The 21,143-nt window shown below is 72.8% G+C and carries 19 protein-coding genes; 12 read left to right on the top strand and 7 right to left on the bottom strand.

All coding sequences use genetic code 11. The annotated features are described in order from the left end of the window. Positions 1 to 5 precede the first annotated feature (5 nt). The 8 genes from JIX55_RS40490 (at position 6) to JIX55_RS40525 (ending at position 8,251) form a co-directional block, all read left to right on the top strand. A complete protein-coding gene (locus tag JIX55_RS40490) occupies positions 6 to 1,073 on the top strand; it encodes an SCO3242 family prenyltransferase (RefSeq protein WP_257569642.1) in 1,068 nt (355 codons plus the stop codon). 32 nt (positions 1,074 to 1,105) lie between these two features. Beyond that, a complete protein-coding gene (locus tag JIX55_RS40495) occupies positions 1,106 to 1,954 on the top strand; it encodes a sugar phosphate isomerase/epimerase family protein (protein ID WP_257568182.1) in 849 nt (282 codons plus the stop codon). A 142-nt stretch (positions 1,955 to 2,096) separates the two neighbouring features. After that, positions 2,097 to 2,909: an EboA domain-containing protein gene (locus JIX55_RS40500; RefSeq protein WP_257568183.1), complete on the top strand. Its 813-nt coding sequence runs from the start codon at positions 2,097 to 2,099 to the stop codon at positions 2,907 to 2,909. Positions 2,910 to 2,952: 43 nt separating this feature from the next. After that, positions 2,953 to 3,807, top strand: a complete 855-nt coding sequence (locus JIX55_RS40505) for a TatD family hydrolase (RefSeq protein WP_257568184.1) — start codon at positions 2,953 to 2,955, stop codon at positions 3,805 to 3,807. Positions 3,808 to 3,816: 9 nt separating this feature from the next. Then, entirely contained in the window at positions 3,817 to 4,980 is a 1,164-nt protein-coding gene (gene eboE, locus JIX55_RS40510) for a metabolite traffic protein EboE (protein WP_257568185.1), read from the top strand. 69 nt (positions 4,981 to 5,049) lie between these two features. Further along, positions 5,050 to 6,456, top strand: a complete 1,407-nt coding sequence (locus JIX55_RS40515; RefSeq protein WP_257568186.1) for an alkaline phosphatase family protein — start codon at positions 5,050 to 5,052, stop codon at positions 6,454 to 6,456. Further along, on the top strand, positions 6,453 to 7,658 hold the full coding sequence (locus JIX55_RS40520; RefSeq protein WP_257568187.1) for a cytochrome P450: 1,206 nt from the start codon (positions 6,453 to 6,455) through the stop codon (positions 7,656 to 7,658). The genes JIX55_RS40515 and JIX55_RS40520 overlap by 4 nt, the downstream gene beginning before the upstream one ends. 83 nt (positions 7,659 to 7,741) lie before the next feature. Then, complete coding sequence (locus JIX55_RS40525; protein ID WP_257568188.1) at positions 7,742 to 8,251, top strand: O-acetyl-ADP-ribose deacetylase; 510 nt, start codon at positions 7,742 to 7,744, stop codon at positions 8,249 to 8,251. Positions 8,252 to 8,370: 119 nt separating this feature from the next. Here JIX55_RS40525 and JIX55_RS40530 read toward each other — a convergent pair whose 3' ends face one another. Then, positions 8,371 to 8,742: an ArsR/SmtB family transcription factor gene (locus JIX55_RS40530; protein ID WP_257569643.1), complete on the bottom strand. Its 372-nt coding sequence runs from the start codon at positions 8,740 to 8,742 to the stop codon at positions 8,371 to 8,373. 206 nt (positions 8,743 to 8,948) lie between these two features. Here JIX55_RS40530 and JIX55_RS40535 point away from each other — a divergent pair, with 206 nt between their 5' ends. Together JIX55_RS40535 and JIX55_RS40540 are read left to right on the top strand one after the other, a co-directional pair. Then, a complete protein-coding gene (locus tag JIX55_RS40535) occupies positions 8,949 to 10,433 on the top strand; it encodes an AlkA N-terminal domain-containing protein (RefSeq protein ID WP_257569644.1) in 1,485 nt (494 codons plus the stop codon). Positions 10,434 to 10,498: 65 nt separating this feature from the next. Next, complete coding sequence (locus JIX55_RS40540; protein WP_257568189.1) at positions 10,499 to 10,990, top strand: methylated-DNA--[protein]-cysteine S-methyltransferase; 492 nt, start codon at positions 10,499 to 10,501, stop codon at positions 10,988 to 10,990. A 78-nt stretch (positions 10,991 to 11,068) separates the two neighbouring features. Here JIX55_RS40540 and JIX55_RS40545 read toward each other — a convergent pair whose 3' ends face one another. Together JIX55_RS40545 and JIX55_RS40550 are read right to left on the bottom strand one after the other, a co-directional pair. Further along, positions 11,069 to 11,833, bottom strand: coding sequence for a response regulator (locus tag JIX55_RS40545; protein WP_257568190.1), 765 nt, complete (start codon positions 11,831 to 11,833; stop codon positions 11,069 to 11,071). Beyond that, complete coding sequence (locus JIX55_RS40550) at positions 11,830 to 13,239, bottom strand: sensor histidine kinase (protein ID WP_257569645.1); 1,410 nt, start codon at positions 13,237 to 13,239, stop codon at positions 11,830 to 11,832. Before JIX55_RS40550 ends, JIX55_RS40545 begins: the two co-directional genes overlap by 4 nt. A 320-nt stretch (positions 13,240 to 13,559) precedes the next feature. Between JIX55_RS40550 and JIX55_RS40555 the strand changes: the two genes are divergently transcribed. Then, positions 13,560 to 14,345: a class I SAM-dependent DNA methyltransferase gene (locus JIX55_RS40555; protein WP_257568191.1), complete on the top strand. Its 786-nt coding sequence runs from the start codon at positions 13,560 to 13,562 to the stop codon at positions 14,343 to 14,345. Positions 14,346 to 14,349: 4 nt separating this feature from the next. Here JIX55_RS40555 and JIX55_RS40560 read toward each other — a convergent pair whose 3' ends face one another. Continuing rightward, a complete protein-coding gene (locus JIX55_RS40560; RefSeq protein WP_257568192.1) occupies positions 14,350 to 15,084 on the bottom strand; it encodes an SIR2 family NAD-dependent protein deacylase in 735 nt (244 codons plus the stop codon). A 447-nt stretch (positions 15,085 to 15,531) separates the two neighbouring features. Here JIX55_RS40560 and JIX55_RS40565 point away from each other — a divergent pair, with 447 nt between their 5' ends. After that, positions 15,532 to 16,083 carry a DUF3455 domain-containing protein gene (locus tag JIX55_RS40565; protein WP_257568193.1) on the top strand — a complete coding sequence of 184 codons (552 nt, stop codon included), beginning with the start codon at positions 15,532 to 15,534 and terminating at the stop codon, positions 16,081 to 16,083. Positions 16,084 to 16,159: 76 nt separating this feature from the next. Here JIX55_RS40565 and JIX55_RS40570 read toward each other — a convergent pair whose 3' ends face one another. The 3 genes from JIX55_RS40570 to JIX55_RS40580 form a co-directional block, all read right to left on the bottom strand. Further along, the gene (locus JIX55_RS40570; RefSeq protein WP_306820082.1) at positions 16,160 to 18,523 is read right to left on the bottom strand and encodes a protein kinase domain-containing protein; all 2,364 of its coding nucleotides are present in this window, start codon (positions 18,521 to 18,523) and stop codon (positions 16,160 to 16,162) included. A gap of 447 nt (positions 18,524 to 18,970) precedes the next feature. After that, positions 18,971 to 19,462, bottom strand: coding sequence for an NUDIX domain-containing protein (locus JIX55_RS40575; RefSeq protein WP_257568195.1), 492 nt, complete (start codon positions 19,460 to 19,462; stop codon positions 18,971 to 18,973). A gap of 110 nt (positions 19,463 to 19,572) precedes the next feature. Further along, entirely contained in the window at positions 19,573 to 20,670 is a 1,098-nt protein-coding gene (locus tag JIX55_RS40580; RefSeq protein WP_257568196.1) for an ADP-ribosylglycohydrolase family protein, read from the bottom strand. Positions 20,671 to 21,143: the final 473 nt, after the last annotated feature.

A 21,143-nucleotide genomic window follows, 5' to 3' on the forward strand; every position in this document is an offset into this window, starting at 1 on the left:
CTGCCATGGGCCTCGCCGACCTGGCACAACTCGTCCGGGCACCGGCCGCGTTGAGTGTCCCGGGCGATGTGCTCGCGGGCGCCGCTGCCGCCGGACACCCGCTGGGTGTGCGGACGTTCGGTGTGATGGGCTCGTCCGTCTGCCTCTACTGGGCCGGCATGGCCCTCAACGACTACGCCGACGCCACGATCGACGCGGTCGAGCGCCCCGAGCGCCCCGTCCCGTCGGGCCGTGTCCCGCGTCGCACCGCCCTCGCCGTCGCGGGCGCCCTGACCGCCGGGGGCCTCGCGCTCGCCGCCGCCTCCGGGGGCCGCCGGAGCCTTCTGGGAGCGCTCCCGCTGGCGGGCGCCGTCTGGGCGTACGACCTGAAGCTCAAGTCCACCCCGGCGGGCCCCGCCGCCATGGCCACCGCGCGCGCCCTCGACGTCCTCGCGGGCGCCCTGGCCGCCGGGCGGGGGCCGGGCCGTACGACCGGAACCGGCGCCGCCCTGCGGCGCGGCGCCGTCCCCGCCGCGCTGGTCGGCGCCCACACCTACACCCTGACCGTCCTCAGCCGCCACGAGATCTCGGGCGCCCCCGCCCGGCTGCCGGCCACGACCCTCGCCGCCTCCGCGACCACCGCCCTCGCCACGGCACTCCCGGCTGTCCGCACGGCGGTCGCCTACGCGGGGCGCTTCTCGCAGCGCACCGGGAACACCGCCGCCACACGGTCCGGCGCGACCGCCGGGACCCCTGCGGTTCTTCGCTCGACCGCGACCGCCCGCGCCACCGCGATCCCGCGCTCGACCGTGACCGCCGAGACCGCCGCCGCCTCCCCATCGACCGCGGCGCGGGCGGCGGTGGTCGCCGCCGGGGCCCTCGCCTACCTCGGAAGCTACGGCACGGCCCAGGCCCGTGCCGTACGCGAGCCCTCGGGCGAGAACGTACGGCGGGCCGTCGGGGCCGGGATTCTCGGGCTGGTGCCGCTGCAGGCTGCGCTGACCGCGCGGAGCGGGGCCACGGCCGCGGCGGCGGCCCTGGGCGTCGTGCACCCCCTCGCGCGGCGGCTCGCCCGGCGCATCTCCCCCACCTGAACAGCACAGACCTCCGCAGGAGCAGCACCGGAATGAACCCTCCCCCCACCCCCCTCAGATTCGGCTACGGCACCAACGGCTTCACCAACCACCGGCTGAGCGACGTCCTCGCGGTCCTCGCCGACCTCGGCTACGACGGTGTCGCGCTCACCCTCGACCACGGCCACCTCGACCCGTACGCGGACGATCTGCCCCGGCAGGTGACCGCGGTCGCCCGGGAGCTGGCCCGGCACGGGCTCGACGTGACGGTCGAGACCGGCGCGCCCTATCTCCTCGACCCCTGGGGCAAACACCACCCGACGCTCATGTCGGACGGCGCCGAGCGGAGGGTCGACCTGCTGCGGCGGGCCGTGCGCATCGCCGCCGACCTCGGCTCGCCCACCGTCCATCTGTGCAGCGGCCCGGCACCGGACGGCGGACTGCCGGAGCGGGACGCGTGGAAGCGGCTCGCCGTGGGCGTCGAGACCGTCCTGGAGACGGCGGGGGAGTACGGCGTCTCGCTGGCCTTCGAGCCCGAGCCGTACATGTTCGTCGACACCGTGGAGCGGTGCCTGGAACTCGCCGAGATGGTCGGCGGGCACGAGCTGTTCGGGATCACCCTCGACGTCGGGCACGCGCACTGCGTGGAGGACCGGACCGTCCTGGAGTGTGTCCGCCTCGCCGCCCCGCGCCTGCTGAACGTGCAGATCGAGGACATGCGGCGGGGCGTACACCAGCACCTCGAACTCGGCACCGGCGAGATCGACTTCCCGCCCGTGCTCGCCGCCCTCCAGGACCTCGACCACCGGGGACTGGTCTCCGTGGAGATCCAGGGTGGTTCCCTCGACGCCCCCGAAGTGGCCCGCCGCTCGCTGGACTTCCTCCGCGCGGCGACGGCCTGATCCGACCCTCCACCCCCCTGCCCTCCACCCCCCTGCCCTCCACCCCCCTGCCCTCCACCCCCTGCCCTCCACCCCCCTGCCCTCCACCCCCCTGCCCCCCATCCCGTCCGGTCCTCCAGCCCCATCAGGAGGTTGTTCCGTCATGATGTCCACCGGAATGCCGCTGTCCGAGTCTGACGAGTGTGCCGAGCCCGCCGAATCCCCCGAACTCTCCGACCCGCGAACCCTCCTCGCCCATCACGCCCTGGACGCGGCGGCCCGCGCCTGGCTCGACGAGGCCGTGGCCCGCATCGCCGACCGGCCCGCCGCCGTACGGACCCTGTTCCCCGCCGCGCGAAGACGCTGCGGGCGCGCGCGGCTGGACGCGCACTGGACCCTCGACGAGGCGGCCCGCGCCGTCCTGCTCGCCGCGCTGCCGCTGGGCGGGCAGCCGCTCGCCGACGAACTGGCGGGCCTCTTCCGCCACGGCGACCCGGCCGAACAGCGGGCCGTACTGCGGGCCCTGCCCCTGTTCGCCGACTCCCAGGCCGGCGACGACGTTCAGGCCCCGCTCGGTGAACTCGCCCTGCCACTCGTCCGCGAAGCCCTGCGCGGCAACGACAGCAGCCTCATCGTGGCCGCCCTCGGCCCGTACGGCGCCGCCCGCCTCCCGGACGACGAGTACCGGCAGGCCGTACTGAAGTGCGTCTTCCACGAGATCCCGCTGGACCGGATCGGCGGGCTCGGCGCCCGCGCCGACGCCGAACTCGCCCGTATGCTCGCCGACTTCGCGCACGAGCGGGTCGCCGCCGGACGGGACGTACCGGCGGACATCTGGCCCGTCGTCCGTGCCTTCCCCGCCGTCGACCACCTCACCGACGAGCTGTCCGCCGAGACGAACGCCGCCCCGCCCGACCGCCGCCACGCCGCCGTGCGCGCCCTGACGGCGCTCCACCAGGCCACCGCCTCCGCATAAAGCCGGCACCGCTCACCGAACAATCCGAGGAAGAGGCCTGCCCGTGCGTATCTTCGACCCCCACATCCACATGACCTCCCGCACCACCGACGACTACGAGGCGATGTACGCGGCCGGGGTGCGCGCCGTCGTCGAGCCGGCCTTCTGGCTGGGGCAGCCCCGCACCTCGCCCGAGAGCTTCTACGACTACTTCGACTCGCTGCTGGGCTGGGAGCCCTACCGGGCCGCCCAGTTCGGCATCCAGCACTTCTGCACGATCGCGCTCAACCCCAAGGAGGCCAACGACCCGCGCTGCCGGCCCGTGCTGGACGAGCTGCCCCGCTATCTCGCCAAGGACCGGGTGGTCGCGGTCGGTGAGATCGGCTACGACTCCATGACGCCCGAGGAGGACGAGGCGCTCGCGCTCCAGCTCCGGTTCGCGATCGAGCACGAACTGCCCGCCCTCGTGCACACCCCGCACCGCGACAAGGCCACCGGGACCCGCCGGACCCTGGACGTCGTACGGGAGTCGGGCATCGCCCCCGAACTCGTGGTCCTCGACCACCTCAACGAGCTGACCGTCGGCATGGTCCTCGACAGCGGCTGCTGGGCCGGGTTCTCGGTCTACCCGAGGACCAAGATGAGCGAGGACCGCATGGTGACCATCCTCCAGGCGCACGGCACCGAGCGCGTCCTCGTCAACTCCGCCGCCGACTGGGGCCGTTCGGACCCGCTCAAGACCCGGAAGACGGCCGACGCGATGCTCGCGGCAGGGTTCGACGACGACGCCGTGGACCGGGTGCTGTGGCGCAACCCCGTCGCCTTCTACGGGCAGAGCGGCCGACTGGACCTCGACGAACCCAAGCCGGACGACGAGTCGAGCTTCCAGGGCAACTCCATCCGACGTGGCGGGGAGTGAGGGACCGCCGTGCGATTCCGGCACCCGGACGGCACCGCCGTCCACCTCGGCTACTGCAGCAACGTCCACCAGGCGGAGGATCTGGACGGCGTCCTCGCCCAACTCGCCACCCACGCCGAGCCGGTGCGCGAACACCTGGGCGTCGACCGGCTGGGCATCGGGCTCTGGCTCGCCCGCGATGTCGTAACCCAATTGACCGTGGATCCACGTGAGTTGAAGCGTCTGAAGGGCGAGCTGGCGGCGCGCGGCCTGGAGACCGTCACCCTCAACGCCTTCCCGTACGCCGGGTTCCACCGCGAGGTGGTCAAGAAGGACGTGTACCTCCCCGACTGGGCCGACGAGGCGCGCCTGCGCCACACCCTCGACTGCGCGCGCGTCCTCGCCGCACTCCTCCCGGACGACGCCGAGCGGGGCAGCGTCTCCACCCTGCCACTGGCCTGGCGCACTCCCTGGCCGGCGGACCGCGCCGAGACCGCCCGTCGCGCCCTGGACCGGCTGACCACCGGGCTCGCCACGATCGAGTCGGACACCGGCCGCCGCGTACGCGTCGGCTTCGAACCGGAGCCCGGCTGCGTCGTGGAGACCACCGCCCAGGCCGTACGGGAACTGCGCGGCCTCGATCCCGAACGGCTCGGCGTCTGCCTCGACGCCTGCCACCTCGCCGTACAGTTCGAGGAACCCGGCGCGGCCCTGCGCCGCCTCGCGGACGCCGGGCTGCCCGTCGTCAAGCTCCAGGCATCCTGCGCGGTCGAGGCCGCCGACCCGGCCGACCCCGCCGCCCGCGCGGCCCTGCGACGCCTCGCGGAGCCACGGTTCCTGCACCAGACACGTACGGCGGCGGCGCAGGAGGACCCCGCGGTGAGGGGCGTCGACGACCTGCCGGACGCGCTGGACGGCGGTCTGCCCACCGACACCGGCCCCTGGCGCGTCCACTTCCACGCCCCCCTGCACGCCGACCCCGAACCACCTCTGCGCACGACCGCCGACCAGTTGAGCCGCGTCCTGGCCGGACTGCTCGGCGGGGCCGCGGCCGACTGCGACCACATCGAGGTCGAGACCTACACGTGGTCCGTCCTCCCCGACCCGCCCGCCGACCTGCCCGGCGGCATCGCCGCCGAACTCTCCTGGGCCCGCGACCGGTTGACCGGGCTCGGCCTCAAGGAGGACCAGTGACGAGCATCCGGCGCCGCCGCAGGGGGAACCGCCGGTGAGCACCCGAATCGGCCTCAAGGAGAACCAGCAATGAGCACCCGACCCACCCGGCTCGTCGTCCTCGACATCGTCGGCCTCACCCCCAAGCTGCTCAAGCACATGCCCGCGGTGGCCGCCCTCGGCGAGCGGGGTTTCCGGGCCCGGCTCGACCCCGTACTCCCCGCCGTGACCTGCACGGTCCAGTCCACGTTCCTCACCGGCGAACCGCCCTCCGGTCACGGCGCGGTGGGCAACGGCTGGTACTTCCGGGACCTCGGCGAAGTACTGCTGTGGCGCCAGCACAACGCGCTCGTCGGCGGCGAGAAGATCTGGGAGACGGCCCGCAGATCCGCCCCCGACTACAAGGTCGCCAACATCTGCTGGTGGTACGCGATGGGCGCGGACGTCGACCTCACCGTCACCCCGCGTCCGGTCTACTACTCGGACGGCCGCAAGGAACCCGACTGCTACACCTGGCCACCGTCCCTGCACGACGAACTCACCGACCGGCTCGGCCCGTTCCCCCTGTTCACCTACTGGGGCCCCAACGCCGGAATGCCCTCCACCCAGTGGATCCTCGGTGCCGCCCGCCAGGTCTTCGACGAGCACGACCCGGACCTCACCCTCGTCTACATACCCCAACTCGACTACGAGCCGCAGCGGTCCGGACCCGACTCACCGGCCACGATCCGCGCCGCCCGCCAACTCGACGACTCCCTGCGCCCGTTGATCGACCACTTCCTGCGGGAGGGCGCCACGGTGGTGGCCCTCAGCGAGTACGGCATCACCCCGGTGTCCCGCCCGGTGGACATCAACCGGGCCCTGCGCCGGGCCGGTCTGCTCCAGGTGCACACCCAGGACGGCATGGAGTACCTCGACCCCTGGACCTCACGGGCCTTCGCCGTCGCCGACCACCAGGTCGCCCACGTCTACGTGCGGGACCCGGCCGACACCGCGGAGGTCGCCAAGATCGTGGCCGAACTCGACGGCGTGGAACAGGTGTTGGACGCCGAGGGCAAGGCGGCCCACGGCCTGGACCACGAACGCTCCGGCGAACTGGTCGCCGTCGCCGCCCCCGACGCCTGGTTCACGTACTACTACTGGCTCGACGACGAACGCGCCCCCGACTTCGCCCGCCAGGTCGAGATCCACCGCAAGCCCGGCTACGACCCCGCCGAGCTGCTGTACGACGAGACCGTCCCCGCGGTGAAACTGCGCGCGATCGGCCAGGTCGCCCGCAAGAAGCTGGGCTTCCGCTACCGCATCAGCACCGTCCCGCTGAACCCCGCCGGCGTCAGCGGCAGCCACGGCCGACTGCCCGCCGACCCGGACGACGGGCCCGTACTGCTCTGCTCCACAAGTGAGTTGACCCGGGAGGCCTATGCCGCCACCGAGATCAAGTCCCTGCTCCTGGGGCTCGCTGGACTGGACGAGGGCGAGGAAGGACGGCCCGAATGACGACGCACCCGCCCCTTCCCACCCTGCGCCCGCTGCTCGACCCGTCGCCCGAGTACGCCAAGTGGCGTGCCGAGGAACCGATCCGGCGGGTCACGATCTGGGGCGACAACAGCCCCTGGCTGGTCACCCGCTACGAGGACGCCCGCGCGGTCCTCGCCGACCCGCGCTTCAGCGCCGACGCCACCCGCGACGGCTTCCCCGGCTTCCGGCCCCAGTCGCCGCCGCGCGCGCCGGGCCAGTTCTTCATGATGGACCCGCCCGACCACACCCGCCTGCGCCGCGTACTGATCCCCGACTTCACCTTCCGCCGCATCGAGCAACTGCGGCCGGCCATCGCCCGGATCTGCGACGAACTGCTCGACGCGATGACGGCGACCGGGACGGTGCCGGCGGCGGAGGCCGCCGCCACCGCCGATCTGGTCGAGTCGTACAGCCTGCCGCTGCCCTCGCTCGTCATCTGCGAGCTGCTCGGGGTGCCGTACGAGGACCACGACTTCTTCCAGCGGCAGGCGAGGTCGTTCAGCAGCCTCGGCTCCGGGCCGCAGGAGATGCTGGCCGCGCGAAAGGCCCTCCACACGTACTTGGGCGAACTGCTCGCCCGGCGGAGCCGGGAGCCCGCCGACGATCTCATCTCGCGTCTCGCGCGGGACCGGGTGGCGACCGGCGAGGTGAGCGCGCCCGAGGCCGTCGGCATCGCCTCGCTGCTGCTGGTGGCGGGTCACGAGACGACCGCGAACATGTTCCCGCTCGCGGTCGTGGCCCTGCTGCGTCACCCCGACCAGCTCGCCGCCCTGCGCGCGGACCCCGGCCTGTGGCCCGGTGCCGTGGAGGAGTTGCTGCGCCATCTGACCGTCGCGCACTCGGGACTGCGGCGGACGGCCACCGAGGACGTGGAGGTCGCGGGCGTCCGCATCCTTGCGGGCGAGGGCGTGATCGTGGCGGTCCAGGCCGCCAACCGCGACCCGGCCGCCTTCGCCGACCCCGACGCACTGGACGTCCGCCGCAGTGCCACCGGCCATCTCGCCTTCGGTCACGGCCTGCACCAGTGCATCGGCCAGTCCCTCGCCCGCGCGGAACTCCAGGTCGGCCTGCCCGCCCTCTTCGACCGCCTGCCGGGCCTGCGCCTGACCGCACCACCGGAGGACTTCGCGCTGACGATGAGCACGATCCACGGGGTGCGGTCGCTGCCGGTGAGCTGGTAGGGCGTGACGCGGCCTTGGCGGAGGGCGACAGCGCCCGATACGGGGCGGGTCGGCAAGGCCCGTCGGCTGGTATAGAGGCGGGCATGACCACCATCACCCTCGTCCGGGGCGACATCACCCGGCAGACCGTCGACGCCATCGTCAACGCCGCGAACTCCTCCCTCCTCGGCGGGGGAGGAGTGGACGGCGCGATCCACCGGCGCGGCGGCCCCGCCATCCTGGCCGACTGCCGCAAGCTCCGCGCCTCCCACTACGGCAAGGGCCTCCCCACCGGCCAGGCCGTCGCCACCACGGCAGGCGAACTGGACGCGCGCTGGGTGATCCACACGGTGGGCCCGGTCTACAGCCAGAGCCTGGACCGCTCCGCCCTCCTCGCCTCCTGCTACCGCGAATCCCTGCGCGTGGCCGACGAGTTGGGCGCCCGCACGGTCGCCTTCCCCGCCGTCTCCGCCGGCATCTACGGCTGGCCGATGGAGGACGCCGCCCGCATCGCCGTGGAGACCGTACGCGCCACGGAGACGTCGGTCGAGGAGGTCAGATTCGTCCTCTTCGACGACGAGGCGTACGCGGCGTTCGCCGAGCAGGCCGGCTGACGGTCGTGAGGCCCCGGAAGCGGCCCGACGTGTGGCCCATGCTGCCCGAGCTTCCGGCGACGTGACCTACGCCCCGGCCTTCGACCACAGGCCGGGGGCCTCAGCTGGCGCCGGGTGGCTCAGTCGCCGTCCGGCGCGTCGCTGATCCCCAGCTTCAGGTGCTCCACGTGGTACACGGCCTGGTCCAGCAGCTCGGCGACATGGTGGTCGTGCAGCGCGTACACCACCGAACGACCCCGCCGCTCGCCCACGACCAGGCCCAGATTGCGCAGCAGACGCAGCTGGTGGGAGCAGGCGGACTGTTCCATCCCGACCTCGGCGGCCAACTCGGTCGCCGGGAGCGGGCCTTCGCGCAGCCGGGCCAGGATCAGCAGACGGGACGGGGTGGAGAGGGCCTGGAGGGTGGTGGCCACCTTGGCGACGTTGGCCGCGTCCAGGCGCACGCGAGAGGTGACGTCCTGCGAGGTGGCGGTTACGGCTCCATGACCCATGGTGGATATCTTACTCATCGCACCGAATGCATGAATGTGTCTTCATGTATTTGTCAATGGTGCGCCCGCTCTCGCCGCCGCGCACTCCGGGGTGGCGATGGGGCGGGCTGGGTCCGAGCGGTCACGAGGTCACCCCCACCTTGATGTCGGATTCTCGCCAGCCCTCCTCCCTTTCCGTCCTCGATGCTTGAGTCATGCGGAACGGGATGTACACGGATGTCGAGCGGTGTGTGCGGGCCGTGCGGTCGAAGGACGCGCGGTTCGACGGGTGGTTCTTCACGGCGGTGCTGACCACGCGGATCTACTGTCGGCCCAGTTGTCCGGTGGTGCCGCCGAAGCCGGAGAACATGACGTTCTATCCGAGTGCGGCGGCGTGTCAGCAGGCCGGGTTCCGGGCGTGCAAGCGGTGCCGACCGGACACGAGTCCCGGGTCGCCGGAGTGGGATCAGCGGGCGGACCTGGTGGCGCGGGCGATGCGACTGGTGGGGGACGGGGTGGTGGACCGGGAGGGCGTGCCGGGGCTGGCGCGGCGGCTCGGTTACAGCACCCGGCAGGTCGAGCGGCAGCTGCTGGCCGAGCTGGGGGCGGGGCCGCTGGCGCTCGCCCGGGCGCAGCGGGCGCAGACCGCGCGGCTGCTGGTCGAGACGACAGCCCTGCCGATGGCGGAGATCGCGTTCGCCGCCGGGTTCGCGTCGGTCCGGACGTTCAACGACACGGTGCGGGAGGTCTTCGCGCTGTCGCCGAGCGAACTGCGCGACCGGGCCACGCGGTCGGCCCGGCAGCGCTCCGACTCCCCGGGCGCCTCAGGGGTGTTGAGCCTCCGGCTGCCGTTCCGGGCCCCACTCAACCCCGACAACCTCTTCGGCCACCTCGCCGCGACCGCCGTACCCGGCGTGGAGGAGTGGCGCGACGGCGCGTACCGGCGCACGCTCCGCCTGCCGTACGGCCACGGCATCGTGGGCCTCACGCCCGAGCCCGACCACATCGGCTGCCGCCTCACCCTCAGCGATCTGCGCGACCTGCCCGTCGCCATCAGCCGCTGCCGGCGCATGCTCGACCTGGACGCCGACCCGGTCGCCGTCGACGAGCAGTTGCGCACCGACCCGGTGCTCGCGCCGCTGGTGGACAAGGCACCGGGGCGCCGGGTGCCGCGTACCGTCGACGAGGCCGAGTTCGCCGTGCGGGCGGTGCTCGGACAGCAGGTGTCCACGGCCGCCGCCCGCACCCACGCGGCCCGGCTGGTCACCGCGCACGGCGAACCCGTCGACGACCCCGAGGGCGGCCTCACCCATCTCTTCCCGTCCCCCGAGGCGCTTGCGGCCGTCGACCCCGAGACCCTCGCGATGCCCCGCACCCGCCGGACCACCTTCACCACGCTGGTGCGGCAACTCGCCGACGGTGAGCTGCACTTGGGTGTCGACAGCGACTGGGCGGAGACCCGCGTCCGTCTCCTCGCCCTCCCCGGCTTCGGCCCCTGGACCGTCGACGTCATCGCCATGCGCGCCCTCGGCGACCCCGACGCCTTCCTCCCCAGCGACCTCGGAATCCGGCGCGCGGCGAAGGAGTTGGGCCTGCCGTCCACCCCGGCCGCCCTCACGGCCCGTGCGGCGGCCTGGCGGCCGTGGCGGGCGTACGCGGTCCAGTACCTGTGGGCGACGGACAGCCACCCCATCAACTTCCTTCCCGTATGAGCCGGTCCGGACGAGCCGTCCGGACGAGCCGGTTCCAGGGTCGATCGATCTTTCAAGGACCTCCCATGAAACAGCAGAAGCGGCACACCGTCATCGACAGTCCCTACGGTCCGCTCACCCTCGTCGCCGACGACGGCGTCCTGTGCGGCCTCTACATGACCGAGCAGCGCCACCGCCCGCCGGAGGAGACCTTCGGCCTACGCGACGACACGCTCTTCGCCGAGCCGGAGGAACAGCTTGAGGCCTACTTCGCGGGTGAGTTGAAGGAGTTCTCCCTCGCACTGCGGCTGCACGGCACCCCGTTCCAGCGCACCGTCTGGGAACAGCTCGTGCGGATCCCCTACGGCCGGACCCGCTCGTACGGCGACCTCGCCGACGCCCTCGGCAACCCCAAGGCGTCCCGCGCGGTCGGCCTGGCCAACGGCAAGAACCCCGTCGGCATCATCGTCCCCTGCCACCGCGTGGTGGGCTCCGACGGCAGCCTCACCGGCTACGGCGGCGGTGTGGAGCGCAAGCAGCGCCTGCTGGACTTCGAGCGGGGGACTGCCCTCTTCTGAGGGGCCGTGCGGTGGGTTGCTCGGGGGAGCGTGCGGTGGGCGGCCGGCCGAGGGACCGTGCGGCGGTCGGGTGGTCCGTCAGGGCAGCAGTCGGCGCTCCTTCGCCACGGCCACCGCCCCCGACCGTGTCTCCACGCCCAGCTTGCCGTAGATGCGGCCGAGGTGGGTCTTGACGGTGGCCTCGCTGATGAAGAGGGCTCGGGCTATCTCCCGGTTGCCCAGTCCGCGGGCCAGTTGGCCGAGGATCTCGTGCTCGCGCTCGGACAGGGTGGGGCGCGGGCTGCGCAGTTGGGCCAGCAGGCGGTCGGCCACGGGCGCCGAGAGCGCGGTACGGCCGGACGCGGCGTCGCGGATCGCGGCGAAGAGTTCGTCGGGTCGTTCGGCCTTGAGCAGATAGCCGGTGGCTCCCGCTTCGATGGCGCGGCTGATGTCGGCGTCGGTGTCGAACATGGTGAGCACCAGGACGCGGGGAACCGGAGCCGCCGGGTCGGCCGAAGTGCCGCCGTCGGCTGGGTCGCTCGGCCCGGCTGGGATGTTCGGCCCGGCTGGGGTGTTCGGGGCGTCGGCCGCCCGTGACGTCAGTTGCCGGGTGGCCGTCACGCCGTCCATGCCGTCACCGAGTTGCAGGTCCATCAGCACAACGTCGGGGTGAAGACGGGCGGCCATGGCGAGCGCCTCCTCGCCGGTGCCCGCCTCACCGACCACCTCGATGCCGACGGCGCTGGACAGCAGCGCGCGCAACCCGGCACGCACCACGGCGTGATCGTCGCAGAGCAGGAGCCGGATCGGCGGTGAGGGGGCAGGTCCTGAGGGGGCAGGCGGTGAGGGGACCGACTCGCTCATGGGACGCGCTCCTTGGTGGTGTCGAGGGCGATCGGCGTGCGGGGGACGGCCACCGACACGACGGTGCCCTCGCCCGGCGTGGACTCCACAGTGAACGTGCCGCCCGACTGCTGGGCCCGGATGCGCATGGCCGGCAGCCCGTGCCCGCGCTCCCGGCCCGGTTCGGCGGCCGCTCGGTCCGGTTCGGCGCCGGCCCGGCCCGGATGCGTGGCCCATTCGCCTGATTCGGTGGTGTCCGGGCCTGCCTCGGCGGCCGCCCGGCCCGGCTCGGCAGCGCGCCGGCCGGGCTCGAATGCCGGCCGCCCCACCCCGAATGCCGACCGCCCCGGCCCGCCGACGGCCGACCGCCCCTCCACATCGAACCCCCGCCCGTTGTCGGCGATGTCCAGCGAGACCTGGTCGTCCAGGCAGGTCAGGGTCACCGCGGCCCGCGTCGCCGCGGCGTGTTCGCGTACGTTGGCCAGCGCGCCCTGGGCGATGCGCAGCAGCGCCGCCTCGACGCGTTCCGGGAGCCGGCCCGGGGTGCCGTCGAGACGGAACTCCACCGTCAGGCCCGGGCCGCTCTCCCGTTCGGCGAGCGCGTCGAGCGCGCCGGGCAGGGAACGCTCGGCGAGATCGGCCGGTGCCAGGTCGTGGACGAACCTGCGTGCCTCGGCGAGGCTGCGGGTGGTGATCTCGGCGGCCTTCCCGATGTGCGCGCGGGCCGCGTCGGGGTCCGTGCGCCAGACACGGTCGGCGGCCTGCAGCAGCATCTGCTGGCTGGACAGGCCCTGGGCGAGGGTGTCGTGGATCTCCGTGGCCAGCCGCTGCCGTTCCGCCAGGACGCCCGCCCGCCGTTCCGTGGCCGCGAGGTCGCGGCGGGTGCGGACCAGATCGTCGATCAGGACGCGCTGCCGGGCCGCCTGCCGCCGCAGATGGACGAAGACGGCGGTGGCCACCGCGGCGATGGCCGGCGGGGCGGCGACCATGTTGGGGTTGAGCGTGCCCTCGGACACCCGTATCTCGGCGGCGACGACCAGCGCGGTGAGTACGACCGCCAGCGGCACCGCGAGCCGCGGGGGCAGCGTGTGGAGACCCGCGAACAGCAGCGGCATGGCACACCAGGTGGCACTCGGCGCGAGCGCGAGCAGGACCACCCAGACCGCCGTCACCGAGCCCAGCCAGCCCAGATGCCGGGCGGACGGCCGGCCACCGGGAGGCGGTGCGGGAGCCAGCAGCCGTCCGAGGGCGTAGAGCAGGCCGAACACCGCGAACAGCGCCACCACCCAGCCCGTACGCGCCCCGCCCTGATCACGTGTCAGGAAGCGCGCGAACGAGGAGCACAGCAGCAGGAAGAACGCGGCGTGCACGACCGCCGCCAGCCAGCGCGCGTCCGGATCCGTGGGCCGGTCCTCCGGCCGACTCATCGCCTCACCGGCCGTGTATGTCGTGCTCATCGCCTCACCGGCCGGGTTGCCGTGCTCATCGCCTCACCGGCCTTCTCACGTGCTCGTACTGCTTGTCGTGTTCGTCGTGGAGGTGTCGCAGGTCGTTCTCCGAGGTCTGGTGTCTGTCGCAGGCCGCTCTCCTTTGTCTAACGTGGTGGACCGCCGACCGCATCAACCGATCGGCTGACACGAGGATCGCCCGAACCGCCCCCGGACCGAAGCCGGTCGACCGAGCCGGACACCCCGCCGAGTCGCCGAGGCTTGCATCAGCACCCAAGCCACCTCGGAAGGAAGCCCCCGTGCCGCCGACCAAGAACGTCACCGTCAACCGGGCCGCCCTCGGCCATCGCATCACCTACGCCCTGCGCCACCCCGACCGGGTGCCGCGCCACATGGTCCGCGCCGCCCGCGACATGTGGCTGCGCTACCGCCACCCGGACCACATCGCGTACTACCGCGCGGTGATGCGCTCCGACAGCCGCGCCGACCCGGACGCGGCGGTCGGCAGCCGCAGCCGTGAACGCTGGCTGGCGCTGGGCGCGCTGCAGTTCGACTACCTGCTCGGCCACGGTCTGCGCCCCGAGCACCGCATGCTGGAGATCGGCTGCGGCAACCTGCGCGGCGGCTGGCGGTTCATCCGCCACCTGGACCCGGGGCACTACTACGGCATCGACATCTCACCGGACATCCTGGCCGCCGCCCAGGACACCATCGTGGAGATGGGACTCCAGAAAAGGCTCCCCACGCTCACCCCCGTACGCGACCTGACCCTCCGCTTCCTCCCCGACGCCCACTTCGACGTCGTCCACGCACACAGCGTCTTCTCGCACTCGCCGCTCCACGTCATCGAGGAGTGCCTCGCCAACGTCGGCCGGATCCTGACACCGGACGGCTGGTTCGACTTCACCTTCGACCGCACGGAGGGCCAGGAGCATCACGTCCTGCGGGAGGACTTCTACTACCGCACCGAGACGCTCGTCGCGCTGGCCGCGAAACACGGTCTGGACGCCCGCTTCATGGAGGACTGGGAGAGACTGCCGCACGGCCAGTCCAAGATCCGCGTCACCCGCCCCGGCCGGCCCTGACCGCTCAGGCGCTCGCGGCACCGATCCCGCGCAGCACCTCCGGCAGAGCGGTCCCGATCGGCTCCCGTACGACCTCGTCGGCCAGGTCGTCGTACGGGGTCGGCTCGGCGTTGACGATGATCAGGCGCGCCCCGTGGTCGGCGGCGACACCGGCGAGTCCGGCGGCGGGCTGGACCTGGAGGCTGGTGCCGACGGCGATGAAGATCTGGCAGGCCTTGGTGATCGCGACGGCCTCGCTGAGCACCACCGGGTCGAGCCGTTCGCCGAACATGACGGTGGCCGACTTGAGGATGCCCCCGCACTCCAGGCACGGCGGGTCGTCCTCACCGGCCTCGACCCGGGCGAGGGCGTCCTCCATCGGTCCACGGGTGTGGCATTTGGTGCAGATGAACTCCCGTGCGGTGCCGTGCAGTTCGAGGACCTTACGGGCGGGCGTCCCGGCGAGCTGGTGCAGCCCGTCCACGTTCTGCGTGATCACCCGCACCGGCACCCCGGACCGCTCCAGCTCGGCCACCGCCCGGTGCGCCACGTTCGGCTCCGCCTTCAGCGTCCGGTTCTGCCGCCGCATCTGCCACGAGCGCCGCCGGATCTCCGGGTCTCCCATGTAGTACTCGTACGTGACGAGCTTCTCCGCCTCCGGATTCCGCCGCCACAGCCCGTTCGGACCCCGATAGTCAGGAATACCCGAATCCGTGGAGATACCTGCGCCACTGAGGAGGGCAACGAGAGGCCTGGTCATGGCCCCGAGAGTAGGACGCATCCGCCGACCGGGCCACCACATATCCGCAGCCCTCCTGCTGCCTCCGCCTCGCCTCCGCCCGTGACCGGAAGGTCCGCCGAGCGGGCCGTTCCGCCAGGAGGAGGGGCGTTTGCTCGGCCTGTGCCGAGCCGCGCGCGGACCGTTCGGCCGGAGCGGTCCGCCGTGTGCGGTTGCCCCGGCGGCGCGCCGGGCGCCCCGAAGCCCGTGGCCGTGTGCCCTGTTCATGTGCCCCGCAGGCCCTGGTGGAGCCGGGGCCGGTCCGGCCATACTCCTCCTCGTGCGGAGCCGCGAGCCAAAGATCATGCGCATGCCGGTGGCTCGGCGGACCACGCGGTCGGCCCCGGCACAGGGTCGTACGACACCCGTGCAGGCAGTAGGTACCCGCGGCGTCCGCGCCCTGTTCGGACATCCTCCTGGAGACACCCGATGAAGCTCGCCAAGCGTCTCGTCCTCACCACCACCGCTGTCGCCGCCGTGACGGCCGGCGCGCTCCTGAGCGCGCCGGTCGGCCTGGCCGCGGAGCCGAAGCCCGCCCATGACGGCGTCGACACTCCCGCCGCACTCAAGGTCCCGGACGGGAACCGGCTCACCAGGGTTCTCCTGGCCGAAGGCGTCCAGACCTACACCTGCACCGACGGGGCCTGGAAGCTGCTGGAGCCCGCCGCCACCCTCTGGGCCAAGAACGACCACTCCCGCCGTACCGTCGCCCTCCACTCCCGCGGTCCGGTCTGGGTGTCCACGGTCGACGGCAGTGCCGTGAACGCCGCCGCCGTCGCCAACTCCCCCAAGGAAGGCACCATCCCCGAGCTTCTCCTGCAGTCCACCGCCACGCGCGGCACCGGGGTCTTCGCGAACGTCTCCTACATCCAGCGCCTCAACACCCGTGGCGGCGTCGCCCCCGCCGCGGCCTGCACCGGCGCCGACCAGGTCAGCGTCCCCTACTCCGCCACCTACGCCTTCTACAAGCCCGCCAAGTGACGCGGGACAAGCACGAAGGCCAGTGACGCACGGCACGGGCCCTCCGGACGATCCGGAGGGTCCCTGCCCGGTGGTGTCAGGGGGCCGGCAGGCCGTACGTGCGGTCGTAGTGCTGGGCGACCAGGACGCCGGAGTGGTCGCAGGCGAGCTGCCAGTCGTTGACGCCGGTCTCCACGCCGTCGGTGAAGTTCCACAGGAGTCGGCCCCCGGCGGCGCCGATCGCGTAGAAGCCGTTCCTGTTCTTGTAGGCGGGGACGTAGACGGCGTCGGGGCCGACGGTGATCGGCTGGTCGATGTTGAGGCGCGGGGTGGGGCAGAACCAACGGCGGGCGCCGGTCCCGGCGTTGAAGGCGTACACGCCGGCGGGGTCCGTGCCGGTGACGTAGACCGTGTTGCCGTAGGCGCCGAGGGAGCCGAACTGGCCGCGCTCGGGCTTCACCCGCCAGCGGAGTTTGCCGTCGGCGATGTTCAGGGCCTCCAGCTCCTGGCCGATGGCGAACACCGTGCGGCTGACTACGGCGAGGCCGGGCCGGAGGTCGTAGCCGACGGGATGCCGCCAGAGGAGGCCGGAGTTCCCGGTGCTGCGGGCCGTGACATTGCGCAGGCCGTCGGCGTAGAGGAAGTACCCGGAGAGGATCACCGGCGCCAGCCGGACACCGACGTCCTCCGGGCTGATGGGGATGATTTCGGCCCGCCGCGACGCGAGGTCGACGCCGAACACCGTGTCCGTGGATGTCGCGACCCCCTGCTCCTCGGACTCGCGCCGGAGGCGGACGCCGATGACGGAGATGGCCCGGTCGTCGATGCCGCCGAGCAGGGTGTCGAACCGGAAGTCCGGCCCGAAGTCGATGGTGAAACGTTCCGTCCCGTCGACCGGGTCGACCCCGATCACCGTCGACCCCTCACCCAGCGCGATGGCGGCGTCGAAGGACAGCACGGTCGGGGTGGGGGACTGGCTGATGCCCTCGTAGACCCACCTGGGCCGGGTGCCGTCCTTGAGGTCGAGGCAGACCAGGTCACCGGGGCGGGTCTTCACCAGGGCCGTTCCGTCGTTGAAGACGGCCGGTGCCTGGAGCAGCGGGCCGCCGCGGTAGGTCCAGAGCGGCTTCGGGGCCGGGCCCGCGGGCTCCGTGGACCGCACGGCCGGCTTCTCGCGTCGGCCGAGCACCACGGCGGCGCCGATGGCGGTGGCGGCGGAGCCGGCCGACACGGTGAGGACCGTACGCCGGGACGGACCGGGCCGTGGCACGGCGCGGCGATGGCCGGGGGAGGTGGCGCGGTACGGCTGCGGCTCCTCGGGCGCGGAATACGGCTCCGTACTGGAGGAGGGCTCCGGTCCCGGGGGTTCGCTGCCGGTCGGCACCTCGGCCCGGTCGTAGGGGCCGGCGTCGTACGTCGACGGGGCCGCCGAGGCGCCGGAAGTCCGGTCGTCCTCGAAGTCGTACGCGGCCCGGTCCTTGTCGCACCCGGGGGCAGCCTGGTGCTGTCCGTATGCGTTCGGCTCGGGGGCCGTCCCGGCCGAGGGGGACGGGCCCCGGCCGATCGGCTTGATGTCGAGGGTCTTCACCGCCGCCGCGCGGAGGGCGATCGAGGAGGCCACCGACGGGGGCAGCCAGCCGTCCACCGCCAGCTGCTCCACGTCGCCGGGCGCGCAGGCCGCGGCCAGCTTGTCCGGGGTGATCCGCAGCCGGGGGTCCTTGGTGAGACAGAGATTGATGATCTTGTCCAGCGGCTCCGGCACCCCGGTCAGGTCGGGTGCGCTGTGCACGACCTGGTAGAGGAGGGTGGCCGCCGCGGTGCCGCTGAACGGCGCGTGGCCGGACGCGGCGAACGTGAGCACCGAGCCGAGCGAGAAGATGTCCCCCTCGGGGCCCAGCGGCTCACCCGTGGCCTGCTCGGGGCACATGTACTCGAAGGAGCCGAAGAGGGCGCCGGAGCGGGTGAGGTCGTAGCCGTCGCTCGCCCGGACGATGCCGAAGTCGATGACACGGGGGCCGTCGGCGGCGAGCAGCACGTTGGACGGCTTGAGGTCGCGGTGCACCAGCCCGGCGGCCTGCACCGAGATCAGCGCCTCGGCGATGCCGGCGCCCAGCACGAGCACCGACTCCACCGGGAGCGGGCCGTGCGCGGCGATCGCCTCGGCCAGGGTGGGGCCGGCTATGTAGTCGGTGGCCAGCCAGGGAATGGGGCCGTCGGGGTCGGCGTCCACCACGGGCGCGGTGTATCTGCCGCCGACCGCTCCGGCGGCCTCCACCTCCCGGCGGAAGCGGATGCGGAAGTTCTTGTCCCCCATCAGCTCGGGCCGGATGGCCTTGACCGCGACGGTTCGCCCCTGCGGGGACCGCGCGAGATAGACCCGTCCCATTCCTCCTGCGCCGAGCCGGGCCACGAGTCGGTAAGGGCCTAGCTCCTCGGGATCGTCTGAGCCCAGTGGTTCCATGACCTCAGCTGCCTGTTCGGTGAGGACGGGCGAGAAACGGCCCGCGGTGGGGGGAGACCGACTGGTCCGGGCGGCTCCCGGTGACCGTTCCCCCAGGTGCTCCGGATCTCCCGAAGCCACGGCCCGCGCTCGGGCCGCCGGTCACGGGTGTCCCGAGTACTGCCCCGGTCCGGAGCGAGACGAAGAGGCGGGATCGCTCGGTCGGGGTTGACGTCAGCCTAGATGCTGGAGTGACGAACGGGCAGCATTTTCAGCCAGCGCTTTAAACTTCCATTAAGTGAAGCGCCCACCCTTATCACGTTCTGTACAAGGGAAGTTGACAGGAGGTCAGCTGACTCCTGTAACCGCTGGACGATACCGGGCGGTACTGCCGTGGCCGGTCTTCGCCGGTCCTTCCTTCGTACCTTCGCCGGTTCCTCGCCGGTTCCTCGCCGGTTCCTCGCCGGTTCAGTCCACCCGGTTGCCGTTCTCCAGCTCGACCGGACCCGTGCCGTCCGCCAGCGCGTCGAGGGCGGCGAGCACGCGGAGGCCGAGCGTGCCCAGGAGGTACCCGGAGAGTTCTGCGCGCGGGACGAGCCGCCACGACAGCAGCTCCTCCTCCTGCAACCGGATCCGCTTCAGATCCTCCTCGTCGAGCACGCCGCCGTCGTAGACATACGCCACCAGCGGCGGCCGCCCCACCCCGTGCACCCAGTCCACGGCGAGCAGCCGCCCCAGCTCGACGTCCAGCCCGATCTCCTCGGCCGTCTCGCGCCGCGCGCCCTGCCTCGGGGTCTCCCCGTCGTCCGACTCGATCGTCCCGCCCGGAAGCGCCCATCCCTCACGGTAGTTGGGCTCGACGAGCAGCACCCGGCCCTCGGCGTCCCGGAAGACCGCGGCGGCGCCGGCCAGGACACGGGGCAGGCTCGCGATGTACGCGGCAAAGTCTGCAGTGGTCATCCAGGAAGCGTAGACGGCGCCCACGGCACGGGAAATGGGCGCTCGGGGCTGAAGAACCGGCGCTCGGGGAGCGGGGCGCCTGTTTGCTCGGGGAGCGGACCGACCGGCGCTCAGGGGCCGGCTGCCGCCGCCAACCGCACCGTGCGCTCCGCGAGTTCGCTGATGCGCACTCCGTCGAAGCCGAACACGGCGCTGCGCACGGTGTCCTCCAGCGGGTCCTTCCAGCGGTCCGGAATCGCCGCCGCCCCGCACAGCACACCCGCCACCGAACCGGCGGTGGCCCCGTTCGAGTCGGTGTCCAGGCCGCCGCGGACGGTCAGCGTGATCGTGCGGGTGAAGTCGCCCTCGCCGTACAGCAGCCCGGCGGTGAGCACCGCGGCGTTCGGCACGACGTGGATCCAGCCCAGTCGGGCGGTCTCCTCGCCCACCGTCGTGAGCGTGTCTTCCCAGGTCAACCCCGTGTCGTGCAGCGAGGCCACCCGCCGCACGGTCCGGGCGAGGCGGCTGCTCGCCGGGATCACCGCCAACGCCTCGTCCAGGGCCGCCCGTACGCCGGGCGCCGTGAACGCCGCCGCGACCAGCGCCGCCGCCCACATCGCCCCGTACACCCCGTTGCCGGTGTGCGAGAGCACCGCGTCGCGCCGGGCCAGCGAGGCCGCGCGCCGGGGCAGTCCCGGGCAGGTCCAGCCGTAGACGTCGGCACGGATGAGGGCGCCGATCCACTCCTGGTACGGGTTGTCGTACGTGGCGGTCAGCGAGGGCCTCAGTCCATTGGCGAGGTTGCGGTAGGCCGCCCGTTCCGCCGTGAAGGTCTGCAGATACGGCAGCCGCAGCAGCCACAGGTCGCCGACCTGCTCGGTGCTGAAGCCGAAGCCGTGCGTCTCCAGGAGGTGCAGTCCGAGGATCGCGTAGTCGACGTCGTCGTCCCGGCAGCTGCCGTGGATCCGGCCGCGTACGCACTGCCGCCACTCCGGCCGCAGCGCGAGCCCGTCGCTCTCACTGACGGGTTCCGGGAGGTAGTCGGTGAGAGGCAGGCCCCCGGTCCGCCGCAGATAGCCGTCGATCCGCTCCCGCGTCCACACGTCGCCCTGCTCGACCGGTTTCCCGAGCATGTTGCCCGCGATCCGGCCCAGCCAGCCACCGAGAACGCGGTCGGCGAGTTCGGTGCCCACGGGGGGCGTGGCGGTCATGGGGGTCATGGGCGTCATGGGTGAAGGTCTACCCAATTCGGGGCGGAGGTGCTCGGGGAACGGCGTGCGGGTGGGTGTGGCGGGCGGCGGTGCGGACATAGGCGTACGGCGTCCGGGGCGCCCTCGGGGCGCGGGCGGCGGAGGCCTCGGCCGGCGTACGGCCTAGGGCCGCCTTTCCCGGCCCGCATCCGACGACGGGGCCCCGGACCCGCCTGCGGTGTCGATGGCCGCCCCGGGCCCGCATACGGCCTCGGAGACCGCCCCTCTCAGGCCCGCCCCTGGTCTCGGGGGCCGCCCTGACCCCGGCCGGTGCTTCCGGGAGGCCGGGCTGGGGTTCGCCTGCGGTGGCGTGCGGTGTTCGGTGGGCGGGTCGTGGCATGGCGGAGCGGGCCCAGGGCGGTTAGGGTCGCAGCGGCGCGACTGCCTTGACATGCGCAAGGCTTGATGAGCGAGGGGAACGCAAGGTGGCGAACGCCGCAGTGGACCGGATC

Source organism: Streptomyces sp. DSM 40750, assembly GCF_024612035.1.
Taxonomy (GTDB): Bacteria; Actinomycetota; Actinomycetes; order Streptomycetales; family Streptomycetaceae; genus Streptomyces.

Coding starts and splice junctions, on each gene's coding strand:
- JIX55_RS40490 (WP_257569642.1), top strand. CDS start 6: ATGGGCCTCGCCGACCTGGCACAACTCGTCCGGGCACCGGCCGCGTTG.
- JIX55_RS40495 (WP_257568182.1), top strand. CDS start 1,106: ATGAACCCTCCCCCCACCCCCCTCAGATTCGGCTACGGCACCAACGGC.
- JIX55_RS40500 (WP_257568183.1), top strand. CDS start 2,097: ATGATGTCCACCGGAATGCCGCTGTCCGAGTCTGACGAGTGTGCCGAG.
- JIX55_RS40515 (WP_257568186.1), top strand. CDS start 5,050: ATGAGCACCCGACCCACCCGGCTCGTCGTCCTCGACATCGTCGGCCTC.
- JIX55_RS40520 (WP_257568187.1), top strand. CDS start 6,453: ATGACGACGCACCCGCCCCTTCCCACCCTGCGCCCGCTGCTCGACCCG.
- JIX55_RS40525 (WP_257568188.1), top strand. CDS start 7,742: ATGACCACCATCACCCTCGTCCGGGGCGACATCACCCGGCAGACCGTC.
- JIX55_RS40530 (WP_257569643.1), bottom strand. CDS start 8,742: ATGGGTCATGGAGCCGTAACCGCCACCTCGCAGGACGTCACCTCTCGC.
- JIX55_RS40535 (WP_257569644.1), top strand. CDS start 8,949: ATGTACACGGATGTCGAGCGGTGTGTGCGGGCCGTGCGGTCGAAGGAC.
- JIX55_RS40540 (WP_257568189.1), top strand. CDS start 10,499: ATGAAACAGCAGAAGCGGCACACCGTCATCGACAGTCCCTACGGTCCG.
- JIX55_RS40545 (WP_257568190.1), bottom strand. CDS start 11,833: ATGAGCGAGTCGGTCCCCTCACCGCCTGCCCCCTCAGGACCTGCCCCC.
- JIX55_RS40550 (WP_257569645.1), bottom strand. CDS start 13,239: ATGAGTCGGCCGGAGGACCGGCCCACGGATCCGGACGCGCGCTGGCTG.
- JIX55_RS40560 (WP_257568192.1), bottom strand. CDS start 15,084: ATGACCAGGCCTCTCGTTGCCCTCCTCAGTGGCGCAGGTATCTCCACG.
- JIX55_RS40565 (WP_257568193.1), top strand. CDS start 15,532: ATGAAGCTCGCCAAGCGTCTCGTCCTCACCACCACCGCTGTCGCCGCC.
- JIX55_RS40570 (WP_306820082.1), bottom strand. CDS start 18,523: ATGGAACCACTGGGCTCAGACGATCCCGAGGAGCTAGGCCCTTACCGA.
- JIX55_RS40575 (WP_257568195.1), bottom strand. CDS start 19,462: ATGACCACTGCAGACTTTGCCGCGTACATCGCGAGCCTGCCCCGTGTC.
- JIX55_RS40580 (WP_257568196.1), bottom strand. CDS start 20,670: ATGACGCCCATGACCCCCATGACCGCCACGCCCCCCGTGGGCACCGAA.